A 20,444-nucleotide genomic window follows, 5' to 3' on the forward strand; every position below is an offset into this window, starting at 1 on the left:
GGCAAAGCCGGGCCCGAAAGGGGCTTCAGATCGGGCGCCGTTTGTGTGAGATAGGTATACTGTCCCCGGAATTGATCATGTCTGCCATTTCCGACGAATACTGGATGCGCCGCGCCCTTGCCCTGGCGGAGCGGGCGGCGGATTCTGGCGAGGTGCCGGTCGGCGCGCTGCTGGTGCTGGACGATGAACTTATCGGTGAGGGCTGGAACCAGCCGATCGGCAGTCAGGACCCGACCGCCCATGCCGAGATCGTCGCCTTGCGCGATGCGGCCGCGCGCCTGGCCAATTACCGGCTGACCGGCAGCACCCTGTACGTCACCCTCGAGCCCTGTCTGATGTGTGCCGGTGCCATGGTTCATGCACGTGTCGCACGGCTGGTGTACGGCGCCAGCGACAGCAAGCGTGGCGCGGCCGGGGAGGCCTTCGAGGCCCACTGGCTGAATCACCGGGTGGCGGTGACCGGCGGCGTGCTGGCCGAGGACTGTGCCGAGCAGTTGCAGGGTTTTTTCCGCAGTCGTCGGGAATAGTGCCTCGTCCTGAGGCGTCCATCTGAGTGCCTGTCAGTCTTTCTTGAGCGGAGGTTCCATGTTCCTGCTGTCACGCCTCGTTGCCGCCTTGCTCCTGATCCTGCCGCTGATGGCGGGGGGCGGTGGCGAACCCCTGCCTGTGCCCGATGTCGAGATGCGCCTGCAGCGGGTCTCCGAACATGTCTATTACGTGCAGGGCGCGCCCGGCGCGGCAACGGCGAACCAGGGCTTCGTCTCCAATGCCGGGGTGGTGCTGACCGGCGAAGGGGTGGTGCTGATCGACAGCCTGGGGACACCGGCGCTGGGGCGTCTGCTGCTGGCTCGCATCCGCGAGCTCACCGACCAGCCGATTCGCGCCGTGCTGTTGACCCACTACCATGCCGACCATATCTACGGCCTGCAGGTCTTCGAGGCGCTCGGTGCGGAGATCATGGCACCCCTGGGGGCGGAGATCTATCTGCGTTCCGAGCAGGCGGCCCGGCGCCTGGAAGAACGGCGTATCTCGCTCTTTCCCTGGGTTGACGATGACACCCGGCTGGTCGAGCCGGACCGCTATCTGGCGCGGCCGGAGACGCTGCGCCTGGGTGAGGTGACGCTGCGTCTCAGCCCGGTCGGTGGTGCCCATTCCGATGCCGACATGACGGTCTACGTCGAGCCTGGCCGGGTGCTGTTCTCGGGCGACATCATCTTCGAGGGGCGGGTGCCTTTCGTCGGCGATGCCAACTCGGCCCACTGGCTGAAGGTGCTGGACGGGATGCGCACCACCGGGCTGGCCGCGCTGATCCCCGGGCACGGCCCGGCGGCGGCACAGCCGGACCAGGCGGTGCAGCTCACCTATGACTATCTCGGCTACCTGCGCCAGGCCATGGGCCGGGCGGTGGAGGACTTCATCCCCTTCGACGAGGCCTATGCCGCGACCGACTGGTCGCGCTTCGCATCCCTGCCGGCCTTTGTCGAGGCCAATCGGCGCAACGCCTACCAGATCTATCTGTCGCTGGAGGCCGAATCGCTGGGACAGTAGCGGGGCTGGCAGCCTGTCGGACTTGGCAGGCTGTTGAAAAAAACCGCTGACGGCAGGATACGGCGTTAGCCCGCATATTGCACCAAGGCGGCCCGCATGATTGGTGCCCAGGCTGTTATCCAAGGGGGGTCACAAGAGGGCTGCCTGGACGGGCTACACTTTGTGCCTATTCGATGTCAGGCCGAATCGGGCTGCGCATCTTGAGCGATCCCCCTCGAACCAAGGCGGCCTGCATGATCGGCGTGCAGGCTGGCAAATGGATCGGGAACTCGTAACCCGGCTTTGTGCCTGTTCGATCGACTCCGGGCATTGCCCGCCATGGATCCCCCGATCGCGGCCTGGAGGCCGCTCCTACGGGGGCAAGGCGGCACAATGTGTTGTCGTAGGAGCGGCCTCCAGGCCGCGATCAAGGCGCAAGGGGTACCGCGCCATCCTGCCACCCCGGCCCACGGAGCCTGCCTTGGCGCAATATCCGGGCTAGAGCGAGGGGAAGTCGGACATCAGATCCAGTGGCGAGTCGAGAACCGGTTCCTGGTCGCGTTCCATGTACCAGACCAGGATGTCATAGTAGCTGCGGATGTTCTCCACGTAGCGTACCGGCTCGCGGCCACGGGCATAGCCGTGACGGGTCTGTTTGTACCATTTTTTCTGACTGAGCAGCGGCAGGTATTTCTTCACGTCCACCCATTTGTCGGGATCGCCGCCGTTGCGCTGGGTGAGGATGCGCGCATCCTCGAGGTGGCCGAAGCCGATGTTGTAGGCCGCCAGCGCCAGCCAGGTGCGGTCCGGTTCGGCGATGCGTGCCGGAATCTTCTTTTTCATCATCGCGAAGTAGCGCGCGCCTCCCTCGATGCTCTGCGCCGGATCCAGACGGCTGTCGAGGCCGAGCTGGCGCATGGTGTCGAGGGTCAGCATCATGATTCCCCGCACCCCGGTCGGCGAGCGGGCGTGCTCGTCCCAGTGCGATTCCTGATAGCCGATGGCGGCCAGCAGGCGCCAGTCCAGGCCGTGGCGCTCGGCTGCCGCCTTGAACAGATCGATGTACCTTGGCAGCCGCTGCTGGATGTGGCGCAGGTAGCGGCGGGTGCCGACATAGTCGAAATCGGCGACATGGCCGTAATGCCGTTCCAGCAACTGTTCCAGAGTGCCGTCCTGGCGGATACGGGCAAAGAACTCGCGGGCGGCATTGAACAGGCTGTTGTCGGGCTCGTGAGCGAAGGCCCAGCCCAGGGGTTCGGGGTCGCTGATGTCGAAGGCCACGCGCAGTTCCGGGAAGAAACGCCGGCTGATCGCCACCTCGTTCGAGTCGGCGATGGTGTAGTCGATGACCTGCTCCCAGATCAGCCCCAGCAGTTCCCCGCTGTCCAGCTCGTCATTGGTCTTCCAGCTCAGGTTGGGGTACTCGGTCCTCAGGGCCATGAGTCGCTCCTCGTGGCTGCTGCCCTTGACCACTTCCAGGATGCCGTTCAGGTCGTTGAGATCGGCAGGCCGCGGCGTGCCCTGGCGGTAGACGAGCTGGGGAGTGATCTTTTGATAGCTGGGGCCGAAACGGACCAGGGACTTGCGGGTTTCGGTGATGGTCAGACCGGCCGCGGCCAGATCGACCTCACCGCGGCTGACCATCGGCAGGATGTCGGCGAAGCTGTCGGCGATCACGATGCGCAGCCGCACGCCCAGCTGGTCGGCGAACAGCCGTACCATGTCGTACTCGAAACCGGTCGGACCCTGTGGTCCCTCGTAATAGGTGGTCGGGCTGTTGCGGGTTACGACCACCAGCTCGCCAGCCGAGAGGACCTGCGCCAGGTGCGTCTCCTGTTGCCGTTCGCAGCCCAAAAGGGACAGATATATCAACAGGATGGGAAGAATGTATCGCATGCGGGAACGGCTGCTGACGGAAGGCTTCTCGATTGTAGGCTATAGCGGGAGAGAAGGGGAATTTTTTAGTTTTTTTGCCGATTTTCCAGTAGAATACCGCGGGTTCCGGAGAGGTGCCTGAGTGGCCGAAAGGGCTTGACTCGAAATCAAGTGATCCCTCCGGGGATCCGTGGGTTCGAATCCCACCCTCTCCGCCAATCATCAAAGAAGGGCCCTTGCGGCCCTTTTTTGATGATTGGTAAAAGGCCGGATTCGAAGCCACGGAATCGGAATGGCCGGTTCGACCGCGGAGCCGCGAGAGCGGCGGAGCAGCGACGACCGGAGGGAGTCAATCCCACCCTCTCCGCCAATCATCAAAGAAGGGCCCTTGCGGCCCTTTTTTGATGATTGGTAAAAGGCCGGATTCGAAGCCACGGAATCGGAATGGCCGGTTCGACCGCGGAGCCGCGGAAGGCCCACAAAAAAACCGCCTGACCCGGCGGTTTTTTTGTGGGCTTGGAAGCCAGTTCCCAGGCCGCGTTTCGCGGCGCGTGCTGACCCCGCTTACGCCTTCCGTCTGGAGATGACGATCAGCATGAGTGGCAGGGCCATCAGGGAGAGGATGCCGGGCTCGGGTACTGCGAAGGTCAGGTTGATATTGTCCACGCCGAATCGCCGGGTCTGGGGGTCGAACAGGAGGGCGACACGGCTGATGGGGCCGCCGGAAAAACTGAACAGGCCCTCGGCCACACCGCTTCCCACATCGGTCAGATTGACCGGTACGTTTGCGCCCAGTACCAGTGAGGTGTCATAGAGGGCGACCAGGGATCCCGGGGTGTAGCTGCCGTTTGGTACGACCGCCAGTCCCATCGAGATGGACGAGACCGGATTTGCGAAATCCAAGGTCAGCACGCCGGCTGGGTTCCCCTCCAGGAACGGGGACTGGACGAAGGTGCTGGTGAGAGGGGTGACGGAGCCAAAGATGGCATCGGCCGAGGCTGTGCCACCGATCTCGTAGCTGAAGGTGACGCCTTTTACCGTCAGGCCGTGAACCGGTTGGGGGGCGAGCTCGCTGAAATCGATGGTGATGGGGCCAGCCTGAGCCACGGAGGCCAGTACTGCGGTCAGCACCAGGCTACCCAGGTATTTTCCGATACTGGAAAGAGTTTTCATGTTGCTCGTCCTCGCCTTGTTCTTGTGATCGTGCTGCGTGCAACGGCGATCATTGACCGATCTCCCTGGTTAGCCTCCTTGCAATAGTTGTTCCATATCCCCTGGCCAGTAGCCATCTGTTTGATATTACAGGTGATTGTGGCTTGGTCTGGGCGAGCTGCAAGCTGTCTCGAACAGCAAGTGTAAAAAAATGTGACATGGGCGAGCCGCCGTGATCATTGCCAAGCGACTGAAAAATCGGCAAAACAGTGGTGCTTTCGGGTGGGGGGGGGCAGGCGGCCTGTCGGCCCCTTTGACAGGCGGTGTCTGCCGAGGATTCTTGGCAGCCTGTCGGGCTCAGGACAGATCTACTGCGTGGGTGGGAGTGCGGCCTGAATCTCCCGGCCAGCCCGCTACGATTGCCTGAATCCGACAGACTCCGAGGACCTGTTGACACCGCGCCAATCGTGGCTGGAGGCCGCTCCTTCCATGGTGCCGCCATGTCACCTAGGGGCGGCCTCCAGGCCGCAATACCCGGAGTCAATTGAACAGGCTGCACCCGTTGCGAGAACCCATTTGCGAGCCTCCCGGCCTTGTATGTCAGCCAGCACGCCGATCATGCGGGCCGCCTTGGTGCAACACCCGGGTTAGAGCTTGTCACGCTGGCTCAGCAGCGTGTCGAAGTAGGCGATGGTTTTGCCCAGGCCTTCGCTTAGTGTGATCCTGGGCGTCCAGTCCAGCGCGCTCTTTGCCAGCTCGATATCGGGACAACGCCGGGTTGGGTCGTCGCTCGGCAGTGCCTTGTAGGTGAGCGTCGAGCGTGAACCGGTTAGCTCGATGATCGTTTCCGCGAGCTCGCGTACCGTTTGCTCCTCCGGATTGCCAATGTTCACCGGGCCGGTAAAGGCGGGGTCCGTGTCCATCAGGCGGATGAAGGCATCCACGGTGTCGTCCACGTAACAGAAGGAGCGGGTTTGTGAGCCGTCACCGTAGATGGTGATGGGCTCGTTCCGCAATGCCTGGACGATGAAATTGGAGACTACCCGTCCGTCGTTGGGGTGCATGTGCGGGCCATAGGTATTGAAGATCCGTGCCACTTTGATGGAAAGCTTGTGCTGACGGTGATAATCGAAGCACAGGGTCTCGGCGCATCGCTTGCCCTCGTCATAACAGGCGCGGGTACCCAGCGGATTGACATGTCCCCAGTAGTCTTCTTTCTGCGGGTGCTGCTGGGGATCGCCATAGACTTCGCTGGTGGAGGCCTGCATGAGCGTGGCCTTGACCCGCTTTGCCAGTCCAAGGACGTTGATTGCCCCGTGAACGCTGGTCTTGGTGGTCTGCACCGGATCGAACTGGTAATGGATGGGGGAGGCGGGACAGGCCAGATTGTAGATTTCGTCAACCTCTACATAGAGCGGAAAGGTGACGTCATGACGTAGCAGTTCGAAGCTCGGATTGTCGAGCAAATGGCGGATGTTGTCCCGGGTGCCGGTGAAGAAGTTGTCGACGCAGAGAACTTCATGCTGCTGCCTGAGCAGGGCCTCACACAGATGGGAGCCAAGGAAGCCTGCCCCGCCGGTTACAAGTATGCGTTTTCTGCCAAACATGTCTATCCCTGTTTATTGTTTTGTCTCAAACTGTAATTGCCGGCACGGCCGGCGTCCAGATGCCTTGCTATGATAACCTCAAAATTGCCGTTCAATAGGCGTTTTTTCCGGTGAAGCCCTTGAGCAGCGTAAGCAGCACGATCTTCAGATCGAACCACAGTGACCATTCGCGGATGTATTCCAGATCGTATTTGACACGATTCTCCATCTTTTCGATCGTGTCTGTTTCGCCACGATAGCCATTGATCTGGGCCCAGCCGGTGATGCCGGGCTTGACGATATGCCGCAGCATGTAGCGATGTATGATACGCCGATGTTGTTCATTGAGTTCGACGGGGTGGGGACGGGGTCCTACTACGGACATCCTGCCCTGCAATACGTTGATGAACTGGGGAAGCTCGTCGAGCGATGTAGATCTCAGGAAGGCACCTATGGGAGTGATGCGGGGGTCGTCACGGGTGGCCTGGACGAATCTGTCATCCTGTCCGGTGCGCATGGTACGGAACTTGTAGATCTCGAATTCCCTGCCATCCAGTCCATATCTCTTTTGTGTGTAGATCACCGGTCCCCTGGATGTCAGCTTGATGGCCAGGGCGATGAGGAGCATGGGGAGACCGGTGGCCGCCAGGATCAATGAGGCGAGTACCAGGTCCTCCAGTCGCTTGGCCATGGAATTGACACCATGGATGGGGCTGTCCACCACGCTGATGATCGGAACGCCACCGACGGTCTCCCACTCGGACCGCAGGAGATCGAAAGCAAAGAAATCAGGGACATAGTAAATCCTGACCGTGGTATCCGAAAATTCGGAGATGATCATCTTGATGCGTTCCTCGGCCCGCATGGGGAGGGTGATATAGATGATGTCTATCTCCCCTCGCGCCCCCTTTTCGACCAGATCCTCTATCGACCCCTTGATCAGTTCACGGGGGAAATCCTCGGGAAGGCGCTCGTTATTCTGTCGATCATCATAGAATCCGGCGGGACGCAGCCCCATCCAGGCAGAGTGGGTAATGATGGTATCGATGCGGCGGCCAAGGTCGTTGGCGCCAACAATGGCAGCGGTTCGATAGTTGTGTCCGCGGATACGGATATAGCGCAGTCCGCCGCGGATTATGCTGCGAATGGTCGCCAGCGTGACGGGGGTCAGAATCAGCCAGGTAAAGATGGCTTTGCGGGAGATTGTTAGGTAGGGTGATACGAAAACCACCAGCAGGCCGAGCATCAAAGCCGTGAGCGTCCAGCAGATCAGAATCTTTTTTATCTCGATGCGCAATGGCATGGACCGCCAGGATCGGTACAGGGAGTTGTAACCGGCGACAATGGTGAACAGTGCCACGGCAAGAAGACCAAGGGCCAGGGAATCGCTGTGCCATTGCAGATTGAGCAGCCGATGGGTCATCCACAAGGAAAAAACGATGAAGAGACCATCGAAGACCCTGTTCAATTCCACCAGTGCGACGCTGTACGGGCGGATAACGCCTTGACTCATGTCAGGCATGAAAATTTCTCCATGGAAATAATGCGGGGGCCGGTGCCAATGGGATTGGCCATATAGTTATTCAAATCCTGTAGTAGTTAATTTAGCATCGTATACGTCGTGCCATCAATGTCTCGCATATATATTATATATATGATTTTTATAGGGATTTTTGATGGGTCTGGTATGGATGGTTTGGTGTGGGTGTGTCATGCAAGATCTGCCAGCAGTCGAAGGGGGTAAGCCGGTTCGTGACAGCGGGAACTTCCTGGTGTTCGGGGCTCCGGATTTTTCAGAGGCCGAGATGGAGGCGGTCGTCGACTGCATGCGCAGGCGATGGGTCGGAACCGGACCAAAGGTCCATGAATTCGAACAGGCATTTGCCGCCTACAAGGGAATAGACAATGCGATTGCAGTAAATTCCTGCACGGCTGCACTTCATCTTTCGATGAAGGCGATCGATATTGGCAAAGGAGATGAGGTCATCACCACGCCCATGACCTTCTGCGCAACGGTCAATGCCATCATTCATACCGGCGCCACCCCTGTGCTTGCCGACTGCGACAGGGACTCGATGAACATCACTGCTGAATCAATAGCCCAAAAGATAACGCCGCGAACCAAGGCGATCCTGGTCGTGCACTTTGCTGGCCGCAGCTGTGACATGGATCCCATACTCAAACTGGCCAGACAGCATGGACTGGCTGTGGTGGAGGATTGTGCGCATGCGGTTGAGACTCGCTACCATGAAAGGAATGCAGGCACGCTGGGTGACATAGGCTGCTTCAGTTTCTATGTTACCAAGAACATAACCACTGGCGAGGGGGGGATGGTCGTTACGCGAGACAGGTCACTGGCAGACAAGATAAAGATACTGGCGCTGCATGGCATGAGTAACGATGCCTGGAGCCGATTTTCGGACGCAGGATACCGGCATTACCAGGTTGTGCATGCTGGATTCAAATACAATATGATGGATATCCAGGCGGTCATGGGTATCGAACAGCTGAGCAGGGTGGAGTCGAGCTGGAGAAATCGAGAGGCTGTCTGGACGAGGTACATGCAGGCATTCAAGGACCTGCCCTGCAGGCTCCCCAAGCCACCTGAGGCTGGGACTCGGCATGCCTATCATCTGTTTACCCCACTTCTGGATATCGAGCAGTTAAGCGTGTCACGTGACCAAGTGCTGCATGCGCTAACGAAAGAGAATATTGGAGTCGGCGTGCACTATATTCCGATTCATATGCATCCGTTCTATCAGGAGAATTATGGGTGGAAGAGAGGAGACTTTCCGAATGCAGAGTTTATAGGCGAAAGGACAGTTTCATTGCCGCTATCAGGGCATCTTACGGATCAGGATGTCGATGATGTTTGTACCGCGTTTACCAAGGTCCTGCGATATTATGGAATGAAGGCATAGTGCAGTAGGTTGGATTGACTGCTGGATGGGATTGCACCAATGTCAGAACGCAGGAACTATCTGCAAAATGTTGCCGCGCAAAGCATAAGCAGGATCCTGTCGCTTGGTGCAAATCTGGTAACCTTCGTCCTGATTGCAAGGTCATTGGGTGCAGAGGCATTCGGGCAATTCGCCTTTCTGATGGCCTATCTGAATATAGCATGCTCGGCGGCTGATCTTGGAACGACGGCTGTCCTGGGGAAAGGGTTGGCACAGGTCGGCACAGAAAATTCATCGTCCTATCTGGGCAATTTTCTGCTGCTGAGACTATGTCTCGTTCTATGCGTTACCCTGGTCGCATATGCCGGGATTTTCTTCGTGGATGAATCACTTGAATCGGCGCTGATAGTGATCGTAATTTCCATCCCCTTCGTGTCATCCAGGTTCTTTGAACCGATATTCCAGATATATGAAAGGCCATGGAACTCGGTGCATGCCAGTGCGCTGTACAGCCTGACGCTGTTGCTGCTTGCCTATATATTGCTTGTCTTGTTGGAACGGCCTCTGGTCGACTATCTGTATGGTTTCATGCTGGCAAGCATCATCTATGTATTCGCTGCATTCTATCTTGTATTGCGCATTGTCAAGCCTGAGCTGAAGATCAGGTGGACGCTAATACGCTCTATCCTTGCGCTGTCGGCGCCAGTTGGGGTGGCCGGGTTTTTCACTATTATAAATCGCCGGGCAGATGTAATAATGCTCAATGAGTTTCATTCGTCATATCATGCCGGTCTGTATAGCGCAGCATACAAGCTTCTCGATCTTGGCGCTGTCGTTGCAGTCACGATAACCACGCCACTGATCCCGGTATTGGCAAGAAAGCTGGTTGAAAACAGAGCTGCTGCGAGATCTGCATGTGTGCAGATGATGGAGGTGCTGGCGCTGGTTCTGCTTCCGCTTGCGATCATAGCGCCTTATCTGGCCGATCCGGTCGTGTTGCTGCTTTATGGCAGTGACTTCATGGAATCTGCAGAGATAATAGGTATCCTTGCCTGGGTGTTTGTGCTTATCGTCTACTCACTGGTCGGTTCTGCAATAAATCTTGCAGTTGGTGATGTGAACCACGGATACTGGAACGCGGCATTGGCAGCAGTCATCAATGTTGGGTTGAATGTTCTCGTAATTCCAGAATATGGTTTTATAGGAGCGGCTTGGACAACACTGGCAAGCCACTTGTCGTTGCTTCTGGTATCGCAGGCCTATGTATACAAGAACATGGGTAATCTTTTCGCAGGCAGGAATATGCGAATGATAGTGGCCATGAATATAATGCTTTTTCTGCTCGCAAGTATGTTGAATGGGCTTGGTATGGTTTGGGGATTGATGCTTGCACTGCCGCTGTATGTGTTGGCAGCCCGGAGGTGGGGGTTGGTCAGTAAGTCAGTGTTCAGCTAACAGGCTGTTGAAAAAACCGCTGGCGGCAGGACGCGGCGTTAAAAAATGGCTCAAATGCTCATTTACGGCCATGTTACTAAGACAAACGATAACAAAGCCTCATTCAGCGGGTCTCTGGTCGATCAGCCCGCAAGGCGCAATGGCGCCGGCAGGGTGATTCCCTGTCAAGCCATTGCAACGTTGCGGATGGCCGTCCAGAGGCCCGCCCGCAGGGAGCTTGCCAGGCGCCCCGGCTCTGCGTTGTGCCCCTTGGCAAGGGCGGGCCATTCCCTGCGGAGCACGCCTTGATCCGGGGCGCCTGGCAAGCTCTGAATGAGGCTTTGTTATCGTTTGTCTTAGGGCCTGTTAACACTATCCCAATGGGCTCTGTTGCACCTGAAAAAAGCGCCAATCAAGGCGCGAGGAGAGAGGTTTGGTGACTCCAAATGAACGACGAGCAACGCGGAGTGGCGCTTTTTCAGGCGCAACCCGGAGGGCTGGGGCTCTTTTTCCGCCCAGCGGCGTTATCATTCGCTCATGTAGACTGACTACATTTCGCTCATTCTGCCTTGCTGGACGGAAAAAGAGTCCCAGCAGAACCCATTGGGATAGTGTTAACAGGCCCTAGTAAAAACTGCACTTCTTAGCCGTTATTTGCCTTGTCTCGCACTCGCCGGAGACTCTTTCAACAGCCTGCTGAGGGTGTGACTATTTCTCGATCAAGGAGTAGAACAGATCCTCATACTGATCGGTTACCCGGTCCCATGAATATTTTTCCGCTATGCGTCTTATGGCTCGCGCACGCATCTCCTCAACAAGCTCAGGGTCCGATGCTATGGACTGTAACACCTGGGTCAGGCTTTCAATGGCATGATTACGGTCAAAACTCAAACCTGAGTCGCCGATGACTTCCAGGTTTACAGGTGTATCCCTGACCACGACACAATTCCCAAACCCCATCTGGTCGAGCAGCACCGGTCGTGTTCCGTCGATTCCAGCAGGGAGGACGAAGCAACGGCAATGGCAGCTCAATTGGCGGTAGGAATCGCCGAATTGATATCCTGTAAGGATGATGCGCTCATCGTCACACAACTTCTCCAGCTCTTTTTTATACTCGTTGACATAAGGTGCATCACCAACGATTACGAGTTTCAGATCCGTGTTGGCTCTCTTGAATGCCTCAATGAGTGTGTGGGCATGATTTTCAGGAGTCAAACGGCTTACAAACAGGAAGTAACCATCATCGCTTAGCCCGAATTCTTCGAGTACAGACGTGTTGTGGGCCTCATTCCTTCTTGGCCATATATTTGCGCCATAGGGGATGAAGGTTGTCTCCTTGCTGTAGAGATTGAGATAGCGGCGCTGTATCTCTTTTGCATCAGCGATGATGGTGTCAGCAAGCAGACAGGCGATTTTTTCACTCCAGCGTAGGTAGGTCTTGGCAAAGCCGCGCCATTTTTCGCGTTCCGAGTCGGCGCCGTCGACGTTGAGTATCACTTTTTTTCTGGCAAGGCGCGGTAGAAGGCACAAGGGACTGTTGCCAACTATACAGATATAGATGATGTCGTTTCGTGAGAACAGGGCATGAAGGATAGAGATGAAGGTATGTGACAGTGTATCCAGGTGCTTGCTTTGTATGGACGGAAGACGGACCAGCCGGATGCCGCGGTATTCGGTTTGTCTGGATTTTATATGATGTGCCCGGTTGTAGACCGTGACATGGTGACCTCGTTCGACCAGCCGAACCGCCAGTTGCTCATAAAATGTCTCGAATCCACTGTAGGATGCGGGTATCCCCCGGCTTCCGGTCAATGCGATACGAAGCGGGCGTTTTTCATGTTTCTCCCGGGATTGGTCTCTGTTCATTGTCGGGCGCTAGGCTTTCAATTGATGGTCAATATGGCATCTTCATGGGCCAGAGGCGCCATGAATGTCTGTCTGTTGGAACGGTATGGTGGCAGTTTCTTCATGTTATCATTGGATGTGGGATTCGGGGATACCGGATAATCCTGATCCAGGATATCGATCAAATCCCATGTCATCATATCACGTCAAGATTGCAAGTCAGATGGGAGGCTGAGTGACAAAAAGGGTAATCGGTGTCGATGCGCATGTGCTGACCGGGAAGTTTCAAGGCAGCCGGACTTATTTGCGGCATATTCTCGAGCAGATAGCTTGCCTCGATACTACGAACAGTTACATCATTTACTCATTCGATCCTGATGAAACGGCAAGGATGCTGCCTTACGCCAATTTCGTGCACAAGCGTATTGCGGTGAGGTCGTCGGCGCCTCGTCTGTTGTTCTATTGGCCTTATATTCAGTTGCGTGACAGGCTGGATTACCTGGTCACTCATTACATATCACCGCTGGTCTTCAAGCAGCGCCAAGTCATGATCATTCATGATATTCTCTACGAGACGCATGCACAATATTTTACCAAACGTTTTGCCCTGCAGTTCGGAACGATGACCCGCCTCTGTGCCCCAAGGGCAAGGGCAATCATTACAATATCCGAGGCGACAAAGCGCTCTCTCGTTCAATGCTATGGGGTCGATCCAGAGAGGATTTATATCTGTCCACCAGGTACCGAAGGGTTGAGGGAGCCAGATGCGACGCAGACTGCAAAGGCCTTCGCTTACAAGCCCTATGTGCTATATGTGGGGCGCCTTGAGCCTCGCAAGAATCTTGTGACGCTGATCGATGCCTTTGAGAAGCTGAACAGGGATGGACTCAAGCTGATAATAATCGGACATGAAGACTTTCGTTGCATGGATGTGTTGGAAAGAATAGAGAGAAATCCTGACGTGATCCATTTGAAGGGTATTTCAGACAGTGATCTCGAGGCCTTCTATTCCAATGCCGAGCTGTTCGTCTTCCCAACATTTGCAGAGGGTTTTGGTATACCCATACTTGAGGCGATGAGTCACCGGGTTCCTGTGATCTGTTCCAATACGACCTCTCTGCCAGAGGCGGGCGGTGATCTGGTTCATTATTTCGATCCGAACACCGAGGATGCTGGATCGATACTGGCCGATAAAATGCGCGATGTGCTCGACTCCCATGAAGGGTACCCTCTGGAAGAGCTGAAAGAACATCTGGGCTGCTTTACCTGGAGAAGGGCGGCGAAGGGCATCGTTCGTATATTTGAATAGATAGTGATGACAGGGTATGTGACAGGAAAGCAATTCAAATGATTATGCATATGAATATCATGCAGAAAGTTACTTCAATCTTCATTGTCTTGATTGCGGCTGCCGGGATGTCCGGCTGCAATGGTGGCACGCAGCCAGGTAAGGTCGGGCCCAGGGGTTACGAGCAAACCAGGCGCGTAATCACCTTCGGTGATGCAATGCCCATGTCGCAATGGAACGATCCATGTGTCATCAAACAAGGCGATCGTTATGTGATGTTTCTGACTTCCAATATTGCCGGGAAGTGGAAGAATGTGTTGCCATTCCGGGCTGAATCCATGGATGGAATTCACTGGGAAATAGACACCAGGCCATTGCTGTCACTGGGTAAGCGGGGTAGCTTTGATTCCAAGAAGGTCGAAACCCCGTCCGTAGTCCATTTCAAAGGTCGGTATCACATGTATTACACGGGTGTGGGCGACAAGGGACTGCGCGGACCACTGGCAATTGGGCATGCGATTTCCGAGGATGGAATCAAATGGGAACGAGCTTCAGATGTGCCAGTATTGAAGCCAACGGGGAATCCCGGGCGCGACTGGAATGGCTACCACGTTGCCGAGCCGGCCGCCGTTGTGTTCAACAACAGGGTCTATCTCTACTTTCATGCTTCAGGTGCGAGGAAAAACGGGAAGAAACCCTCGAATAAATCGGTCATTGGCCTGGCGATATCAGACGATGGCCACCATTTTGGCCGACCTGTACAGGTGCTCGAGCAGGGGCCCAGATATTCGAGTGATGCACCAGAACGTTATGCAGGATATTCGACACCCAGTGCCCTCGTTGTTGGAACCAGGCTGCACCTTTTTTACGATGTCATTGCAACCAGGCCAAGATGGACCCAGGTCGCGTTGCATCATGCAGTTTCTAGCGACGGAATCAAGTGGAAGGAGGATCCAGAGCCTTTTCTGAAGAGAGAGGATCTGTCATGGACGAGGTCCGAGGTACGCGCACCTACGGCACTCTATGAAAATGGCAGATTTCGAGTCTGGTTCGCAGGGCATGACAGAAAAAACCTGCTCGCTTCCGGTATTGGTCTCATCGAAGTCAGCTTGCCGGAATAGCGTCTTGCTGCTCGGCTTCGATCAGCAGGCTGATCAGATCGTCAAATTGCGTCTTTGCTTTCCAGTCAAGGACCTCATAGGCCCTTGCCGGATTGCCACGGCTATAGGCAATGTCTGACGGTCGAAACAGGGATTGTTCCTGTTGCACGTGGTCTTTCCAGTCGAGACCAAGCCGTTCGAAAGCCTTGCTCAGGAAGTCCTGCAGGCTATAGGATACGCCTGTTGCGATGACAAGGTCTTCCGGCTTGTCAAGCTGAAGCATTCGCCACATGGCATCAACGTAGTCCTTGGCATAGCCCCAGTCACGCCATACCTCCAGATTGCCGAGTGTCAGGTTGATATTCTCGCCCATTGCAATACGCACGGCCGTTTGGACGATCTTCCTGGTCACGAAGCGCCTTGGCCTCAATGGCGATTCGTGGTTGAACAATATTCCAGTACAGGCATAGATGTCATACGCCTCACGGTAATTTGCGGTGGTCCAGTGCGCAGCGGCCTTGGCAGCAGCATAAGGGCTCCGGGGATGGAACGGAGTGTTTTCGTCACAGCTGGCACCAGGTTCGATTTGACCATAGCATTCGCTCGAGCCAGCATTATAGAAGCGGATTGGGGCTCGCAGATAACGGATGACCTCAAGGATCTGAACGGTGCCCAGAGCGATACTGTCGAATGCCTCGACTGGCTGTATGAAAGAGAGTCCGACTGATGTCTGACCTGCAAGATTATAGATTTCGTCAGGCTCGACCTCGGTGATCAGGTGGAGAAGATTGCGGAAATCGTTGAGAGATGCGGAATGCAGGCTGACGTCGTTTCGGATGCCCAGCTTTTCCAGGCCATGGAAGGGGTTACTTTCGGCGTCCCTTGAGCTTCCGTGAACCGTATAGCCTTTTCCCAAAAGGTGTTCTGCCAGATATGCCCCATCCTGTCCCGAGATGCCAAAGATAAGGGCTTTCTTGGTCATTTGTGTGTGTCCGCTGTGCTCGCGTTCCCGGCATGGCTCAATATGCCAAGGTCGGCCTTCTTCAAGGCCAGCGTGTAGCGCAGATAATCGTGCATCTGCAAATGGCGTGTATGGTATTGTTTGTTATGGGTTAAAGCGTACCCGAGTATATATAGGAACAGCCTGATTGTGAAGCCGGTCATGAGTATGAGTTTGAATGTGAGCCATTTGCTTCTGGTGTTTGTCTCGACATAGGTGCGAGCAAGGCCGAGTATCCAGCTGCAGCTGGTCGGGGATTCCTGGGCTTGCGTTCCACCCTGGATGTGGGTGATCGTTACCCCGGGGAGATAATGGATATGCATATCCTGATTGCGGATTCTGCAGCACCATTCCATGTCTTCGCCATACATGAAAATATCTTCCCGCATCAGCCCAATCTTGCTGATCAGTGATCTTCTGAAAAGGAAACAGGCTCCGCATATCCAGTCCACGGGCAGACTTTGTAGCTTGTGCTTGACTTCGGGGAGATAAACACTTTTTATCGATCCAGGAAACAGCTTGCCAATAAACAGGCTGTGAGCAGCAATGCTGGTCAGGGTTGGACAATAACCAGCATCCCCTACTTGATGCCTGCCATCTTCATGCAGAAGCTTGCACCCCGCTGCTGAAATATCCGGATGTTGATCGAGAAATTCAACCAGTCTTGAGATGCTTTCGGCTTGTTCGATCAAGGTGTCGGGATTGAGAAGAAGGATATATTCGCCAGTAGTTTGCTGGATACCAAGATTGTTTGCGCGGGCAAATCCAAGATTCTCATCCGACGCGATGGTATCGACCTTTGGAAACTCGACTCTAACCATGTCCAGTGTTCCATCGCGCGAGGCGTTGTCAACCACCAGGATCTCATGCCTGAAATCCAGCCGAGCATTGTCCAGCGATTTCAGACAATCCCTGAGCACTCCCTTGCAATTCCAGCTGACGATGATGATGCTGAGTTTGATGCTCATTGGACTATGGGTTTGTAGCATGGATTTCCGTGGTGGAAATCCGGTCCGCCTTTTCCATGCATTTGGCTCGTTCAATAAGCCAGATGGCACCGACCAGTCCGATGAAGGCATATATCATCAGGGAGATGTTCAAGGTCACCTTGAAGCCCGGGTCGACCATGCCATGAATCATATGTGAAACTATTCCAGCACATATGCCTACCAGGACGGCTTTGGCCCAGGGTGGCGCGCGTGGATAAGCCGATCTGGCTACCAGGAAAGTTGCAATGAATACCCACAGGAAGGCAATGAAACCTATAGTTCCGACCTCGGTCCAGACGAACAGATAGAGGTTGTGGACAACGTGCTTGTACCCCTTGAATATACGTGACTTTCCGGTTGTGTCGTAGCGTTTGAAGACCTCCGAGAAATTGTTCAGTCCAACACCTGTTATCGGGAATTGCTTGATGATGGAGATGGATGCGAGATTCAGTGGCATGCGCGAGGCCGAACTCTTGTAGTCGGTATGGCTGAAGCGCTTTTCAATGGTTGGGAATGCATAATAGAGGCCAACCAGGAAGATGCAGCCCAGTACAAACCCGCTGGCTGCAGAAGCGATCTTGAAGATCTGCTTTCGGTACAATACCCAGAAAACTATGAAAAGCCCAACCGGAAGGCTGATCCATGCGCCTCGGGACAGTGTTGTACCAATCCCAACCAGGCCAATACCGAGAACGCCCAAGAACCAGAGTTTTTTCCATATTCCCTTGGCGACGATAAATAGTCCAAAAATTATTGGTAGGGTGATCTCGAAGAAATAACCCAATATATTCGGGTGACCCACGGTGGCGGTAGCGCGGCTCACCACATGTCCAATGTTTTGTGTGACGAGGGATTCCTCGCCAAAGATGCCAAGCCCCAGCGAATTGCCGGTTGCATACTGGGTGGCCGCCAGCGCACCCTGCAGGGCAACATTTGCGGACAGGGCGATTATGAATATCGCAACGTGCCGGTAGCTGCGTATGTTCATCACGATAATAAGTGTCAGCAGCATGGTGCCGAGGCGGAGCAATCCAAGCAGTGTCAACTCTGGATAGTCTGCATTCAGCAGAGACAGGACGCCGGCTGCCATATAGAGCAGTGGTGCCCACAACAGCATCCTGTTGTATCGGAACAGAGGCTGCTGCAAGCCTGCCATGTATCGATAGAGGAGTAGTGCATAGAGTGCAAAGACAATCAGCAGGCTTCCGGTTATGCCGATGCCCGAGGCGCCGCCGACATGCGGTCGATAGAAGAAATTGATGTCAAGGTTTACCGGTAGCATGAATGCAAGCAATGCTATCAGTGCGCCAGTGAGGCGTTCGGAATTCCGAAGTGGTAGTGCAAATGCAGCCAGGATAAGAACAGCAAATACTGCGGCTGTATATTTTGTAGGAAGATGGCCAAGAATCACGGCGCCAGCGCCCGCGGCCACGCCAAAGATCACGGTCAATACGTGCGAGGGGCATATTTTTCCCGGTAAGGGCATGTGTGAGTCTGACCGGGGCGTGCCTGGATGGTAGTGTGCAGCTGTTTTAGGCATGACTCGGTAGCTGCATCATGGCTATAGAAGCGGATACAGCCAGGATGGAATATAGTACTGCTTGCGGTTCAGTATTGTGCCGAGGAGTCTTGCTCCGGATTTCTCCAGGAGTTGTGCTGCTGCCTTGGCAACTTCCCATTTGTCTTGTTCTGATCTAATGACAAGGATGACGCCATCAAGGCAGGATGCCAACTCGGCCGCCTCTGTATAGGGGAGTACCGGCGGCAGGTCGATGAAGCTCATCTCGGCTTTTTTGTTGATGCTGGCCATCAATCCAGGAAGATTGCGTATGGCGAGTGGTCTCTTGTCGGTGCCCGAGGTGATGATCTTGAACGATGCATCTGATGGGGTGTGGATGATTTCATCAATATCGCAACTCCCTGACAGATATTCGCTGAAGCCTGTGTCCGCATCCAGCTTGAAATAGGAGGAGAACGACGGGCTGCGCTTGTTGCCTTCGATAAGCAAGACGCTTTCCTGCCAGTTCGTAGCGGCCTGATGTGCCATGTTGATGGTGATTGTGCTGCTGCCTACAGCATGGTGACATCCGCATATCCCTACGCATAGCCTGTCGCGCTTGGTATCCCGGCGAATCTGCGCGACAGCTCTCAGCAATGGCTCTCTTGCATGTTCAGGAAGTGCGATCGGGATATTTGTCATTTCTGGAGGCATGGCTCTGGTTTGTTCGGCTGGAACTAGGTTTTTGTATTGTTCACATCAGGAATGACGGCAAGCAGTTGTGTATTGAGCACCTGAGAGATGTCCTCTCCATCCCTGAATGTATGGCTGAAATATTCAGCCAGGATGGCGTATCCAATACCAAGGAATGCGCCAAGGAAGGCGGAAATCGCAAGGATCAGCGATTTTCTCGGTGAGGCAGGAATCGGGGGGGCGGTTGCCGGGCTCACGATCCGTATGCTGGTTATATTCCTGTCATTCAGGTCATCAGAAATACGCAGTTCCTCAGCCTTCTTGCGGTACGTCAGATAATTCTGTTCATTTATCTTGTGGGCGCGCTCCAGTTCGGCCAGCTTGAGTGCCTTGGCGTTCAAGGCTTGCAGCAGGGATTTCTTCTCCTTCAGTTCGGCGGCCAGGGTATCCTTCTTGTGACCAAGAACATTCAGGCTGGTCTTGAAATAATTCATCAGGCTGCGTGCTTTCTGATTTCGGAGTTGTTCGAGTTCGAAATCGATGTCGCGAATCTGACGTGATTCCTGGGTGTGGGTCGTCGAGAGTCGGTTGCGTTTGCCAAGCAGTTCAAAATATTGCTGATCGAGCCGGCCTAGGTCGGCCAGCTTGTCGCCGATGTCAGGTGTTTCTATCCAATCATCCGTGCGCTTGAATGTCTGTTCGACGGATTCAGACTTGATTCGTTCTTCCTCGAAGGCTATGCGTGCCTCATTGTAGCGTGTTTCAAGCTCCGAGATGTCGCGCAGCAGCAGTTCCTTCTGCAAGGCCAGGTTGCTGATCCCGTGCTGATTGCGGAAGGCGTCGAGCTGTGCCTCGATGGCATGAAGCTTTTCGCTGTACAACTTGATCTGATCACGATAGAAGTTCTGGGAGTTGTTGCTGGCCAAGACTTCTATATGGCGCTTGACATATTCTTCTGCGTAGGCATTCGCGATATGGGCAGCAATGTTTGGGTCGGTCCAGCCAACCGTCAGTTTGATTATATCGGTGTCTTCTATGAACTCGATACCGAGGGATCCTGCCAGATCCAAGGCCAATGCGTCGCGCTCATTGAGTCGGGTCTTGATCCCTGTCCAGTAGAGTGGTGCGTAAACAATGTCCTTTATTTCCTTCAGCAGTTCCTTCGCGTAATACTTCAGCCTTTTCCATAGATCCTCGGGAGGTCTTTCATCGATCTGGATCTCGTTCTGTAATCTGTCGAGCACCTTGTAGGTGAGGTAAGGATCCGTGATGATCTCGATTTCGTTATTGATGTTCTGACCACGCTCCTGGAACAGGATGTTGTATGTATCCTTGTTATAGGCATCGATGGCCGAGAATTTCTCTCGTCCCAGCATTACCAGAATTTTCGTTTCTGCCTGGTAGACCGGGCTGGTATAGAGCAGATAGCCGGTTGCCGAGACGATGGCGATGGCAAATACGGCGAGAATCTTCCTCTGATGCTTAAACAGGATATTCAATATATCCCGCATGGAAACCGGGCTCAATTCTCTCATCATCTCTTCCGTGTGGATGTGG

Annotated in this window: 16 protein-coding genes and 1 tRNA gene; 7 read left to right on the forward strand and 10 right to left on the reverse strand. The window is 54.9% G+C overall.

Annotated elements, in window-relative coordinates; translation table 11 throughout:
* Positions 1-77 precede the first annotated feature (77 nt).
* Both tadA and QVG61_RS04110 read left to right on the forward strand, forming a co-directional pair.
* Positions 78-527 carry a tRNA adenosine(34) deaminase TadA gene (gene tadA / locus QVG61_RS04105; RefSeq protein ID WP_289932058.1) on the forward strand — a complete coding sequence of 150 codons (450 nt, stop codon included), beginning with the start codon at positions 78-80 and terminating at the stop codon, positions 525-527.
* Positions 528-585: 58 nt separating this feature from the next.
* The gene (locus QVG61_RS04110; RefSeq protein ID WP_289932059.1) at positions 586-1,548 is read left to right on the forward strand and encodes an MBL fold metallo-hydrolase; all 963 of its coding nucleotides are present in this window, start codon (positions 586-588) and stop codon (positions 1,546-1,548) included.
* A gap of 477 nt (positions 1,549-2,025) precedes the next feature.
* On the opposite strand, the gene mltF is transcribed toward QVG61_RS04110, so the two are convergent.
* Complete coding sequence (gene mltF / locus QVG61_RS04115; protein WP_289932060.1) at positions 2,026-3,423, reverse strand: membrane-bound lytic murein transglycosylase MltF; 1,398 nt, start codon at positions 3,421-3,423, stop codon at positions 2,026-2,028.
* 107 nt (positions 3,424-3,530) lie between these two features.
* On the opposite strand from mltF, the gene QVG61_RS04120 reads away from it, so the two are divergent.
* Positions 3,531-3,620, forward strand: a tRNA-Ser gene (locus QVG61_RS04120).
* 346 nt (positions 3,621-3,966) lie between these two features.
* Here the strand turns inward: QVG61_RS04120 and QVG61_RS04125 are convergent.
* The 3 genes from QVG61_RS04125 to QVG61_RS04135 all read right to left on the reverse strand — a co-directional run bounded on the left by QVG61_RS04125 (position 3,967) and on the right by QVG61_RS04135 (position 7,662).
* The gene (locus QVG61_RS04125; RefSeq protein WP_289932061.1) at positions 3,967-4,575 is read right to left on the reverse strand and encodes a hypothetical protein; all 609 of its coding nucleotides are present in this window, start codon (positions 4,573-4,575) and stop codon (positions 3,967-3,969) included.
* Between the two features lie 626 nt (positions 4,576-5,201).
* Positions 5,202-6,161 (reverse strand): UDP-glucuronic acid decarboxylase family protein, encoded by a 960-nt coding sequence (locus tag QVG61_RS04130; protein WP_289932062.1) that lies wholly within the window; start codon positions 6,159-6,161, stop codon positions 5,202-5,204.
* A 91-nt stretch (positions 6,162-6,252) separates the two neighbouring features.
* Positions 6,253-7,662 carry an undecaprenyl-phosphate glucose phosphotransferase gene (locus QVG61_RS04135; protein WP_289932063.1) on the reverse strand — a complete coding sequence of 470 codons (1,410 nt, stop codon included), beginning with the start codon at positions 7,660-7,662 and terminating at the stop codon, positions 6,253-6,255.
* 190 nt (positions 7,663-7,852) lie between these two features.
* On the opposite strand from QVG61_RS04135, the gene QVG61_RS04140 reads away from it, so the two are divergent.
* Both QVG61_RS04140 and QVG61_RS04145 read left to right on the forward strand, forming a co-directional pair.
* A complete protein-coding gene (locus QVG61_RS04140; RefSeq protein WP_289932064.1) occupies positions 7,853-9,061 on the forward strand; it encodes a DegT/DnrJ/EryC1/StrS family aminotransferase in 1,209 nt (402 codons plus the stop codon).
* 39 nt (positions 9,062-9,100) lie between these two features.
* Positions 9,101-10,495, forward strand: coding sequence for a flippase (locus tag QVG61_RS04145; RefSeq protein WP_289932065.1), 1,395 nt, complete (start codon positions 9,101-9,103; stop codon positions 10,493-10,495).
* A gap of 687 nt (positions 10,496-11,182) precedes the next feature.
* Here QVG61_RS04145 and QVG61_RS04150 read toward each other — a convergent pair.
* Entirely contained in the window at positions 11,183-12,340 is a 1,158-nt protein-coding gene (locus QVG61_RS04150) for a glycosyltransferase (RefSeq protein WP_289932066.1), read from the reverse strand.
* Between the two features lie 214 nt (positions 12,341-12,554).
* Here QVG61_RS04150 and QVG61_RS04155 point away from each other — a divergent pair, with 214 nt between their 5' ends.
* Positions 12,555-13,628 (forward strand): glycosyltransferase family 1 protein, encoded by a 1,074-nt coding sequence (locus QVG61_RS04155; RefSeq protein ID WP_289932067.1) that lies wholly within the window; start codon positions 12,555-12,557, stop codon positions 13,626-13,628.
* Positions 13,629-13,678: 50 nt separating this feature from the next.
* Positions 13,679-14,728, forward strand: a complete 1,050-nt coding sequence (locus tag QVG61_RS04160; RefSeq protein ID WP_289932068.1) for a hypothetical protein — start codon at positions 13,679-13,681, stop codon at positions 14,726-14,728.
* Here QVG61_RS04160 and QVG61_RS04165 read toward each other — a convergent pair.
* Genes QVG61_RS04165 through QVG61_RS04185 form a run of 5 tightly spaced genes read right to left on the reverse strand, consistent with a single transcriptional unit; the run spans position 14,712 to position 20,425 of the window.
* Entirely contained in the window at positions 14,712-15,689 is a 978-nt protein-coding gene (locus QVG61_RS04165; RefSeq protein WP_289932070.1) for a GDP-mannose 4,6-dehydratase, read from the reverse strand. The two genes, QVG61_RS04160 and QVG61_RS04165, sit on opposite strands and share 17 nt — an antisense overlap.
* Positions 15,686-16,675, reverse strand: coding sequence for a glycosyltransferase family 2 protein (locus QVG61_RS04170; protein WP_289932071.1), 990 nt, complete (start codon positions 16,673-16,675; stop codon positions 15,686-15,688). The genes QVG61_RS04165 and QVG61_RS04170 overlap by 4 nt, the downstream gene beginning before the upstream one ends.
* A gap of 4 nt (positions 16,676-16,679) precedes the next feature.
* Positions 16,680-18,236 (reverse strand): O-antigen ligase family protein, encoded by a 1,557-nt coding sequence (locus tag QVG61_RS04175; RefSeq protein WP_289932073.1) that lies wholly within the window; start codon positions 18,234-18,236, stop codon positions 16,680-16,682.
* Positions 18,237-18,257: 21 nt separating this feature from the next.
* Complete coding sequence (locus tag QVG61_RS04180; protein ID WP_289932076.1) at positions 18,258-18,908, reverse strand: CpsD/CapB family tyrosine-protein kinase; 651 nt, start codon at positions 18,906-18,908, stop codon at positions 18,258-18,260.
* Positions 18,909-18,931: 23 nt separating this feature from the next.
* Positions 18,932-20,425, reverse strand: a complete 1,494-nt coding sequence (locus tag QVG61_RS04185) for a GumC family protein (RefSeq protein WP_289932078.1) — start codon at positions 20,423-20,425, stop codon at positions 18,932-18,934.
* Positions 20,426-20,444 lie beyond the last annotated feature (19 nt).

It is taken from the genome of Thiohalobacter sp. IOR34 (genome assembly GCF_030406045.1).
Lineage (GTDB): Bacteria > Pseudomonadota > Gammaproteobacteria > Thiohalobacterales > Thiohalobacteraceae.

Excerpts from the sequence above, each read along its gene's own strand:
- QVG61_RS04145 (WP_289932065.1), top strand. The coding sequence starts at position 9,101 with ATGTCAGAACGCAGGAACTATCTGCAAAATGTTGCCGCGCAAAGCATA.
- QVG61_RS04150 (WP_289932066.1), bottom strand. The coding sequence starts at position 12,340 with ATGAACAGAGACCAATCCCGGGAGAAACATGAAAAACGCCCGCTTCGT.
- QVG61_RS04180 (WP_289932076.1), bottom strand. The coding sequence starts at position 18,908 with ATGCCTCCAGAAATGACAAATATCCCGATCGCACTTCCTGAACATGCA.
- QVG61_RS04185 (WP_289932078.1), bottom strand. The coding sequence starts at position 20,425 with ATGATGAGAGAATTGAGCCCGGTTTCCATGCGGGATATATTGAATATC.
- QVG61_RS04160 (WP_289932068.1), top strand. The coding sequence starts at position 13,679 with ATGAATATCATGCAGAAAGTTACTTCAATCTTCATTGTCTTGATTGCG.
- tadA (WP_289932058.1), top strand. The coding sequence starts at position 78 with ATGTCTGCCATTTCCGACGAATACTGGATGCGCCGCGCCCTTGCCCTG.
- QVG61_RS04140 (WP_289932064.1), top strand. The coding sequence starts at position 7,853 with ATGCAAGATCTGCCAGCAGTCGAAGGGGGTAAGCCGGTTCGTGACAGC.
- QVG61_RS04165 (WP_289932070.1), bottom strand. The coding sequence starts at position 15,689 with ATGACCAAGAAAGCCCTTATCTTTGGCATCTCGGGACAGGATGGGGCA.
- QVG61_RS04170 (WP_289932071.1), bottom strand. The coding sequence starts at position 16,675 with ATGAGCATCAAACTCAGCATCATCATCGTCAGCTGGAATTGCAAGGGA.
- QVG61_RS04175 (WP_289932073.1), bottom strand. The coding sequence starts at position 18,236 with ATGCCTAAAACAGCTGCACACTACCATCCAGGCACGCCCCGGTCAGAC.
- QVG61_RS04110 (WP_289932059.1), top strand. The coding sequence starts at position 586 with ATGTTCCTGCTGTCACGCCTCGTTGCCGCCTTGCTCCTGATCCTGCCG.
- QVG61_RS04125 (WP_289932061.1), bottom strand. The coding sequence starts at position 4,575 with ATGAAAACTCTTTCCAGTATCGGAAAATACCTGGGTAGCCTGGTGCTG.
- QVG61_RS04135 (WP_289932063.1), bottom strand. The coding sequence starts at position 7,662 with ATGCCTGACATGAGTCAAGGCGTTATCCGCCCGTACAGCGTCGCACTG.
- QVG61_RS04130 (WP_289932062.1), bottom strand. The coding sequence starts at position 6,161 with ATGTTTGGCAGAAAACGCATACTTGTAACCGGCGGGGCAGGCTTCCTT.
- mltF (WP_289932060.1), bottom strand. The coding sequence starts at position 3,423 with ATGCGATACATTCTTCCCATCCTGTTGATATATCTGTCCCTTTTGGGC.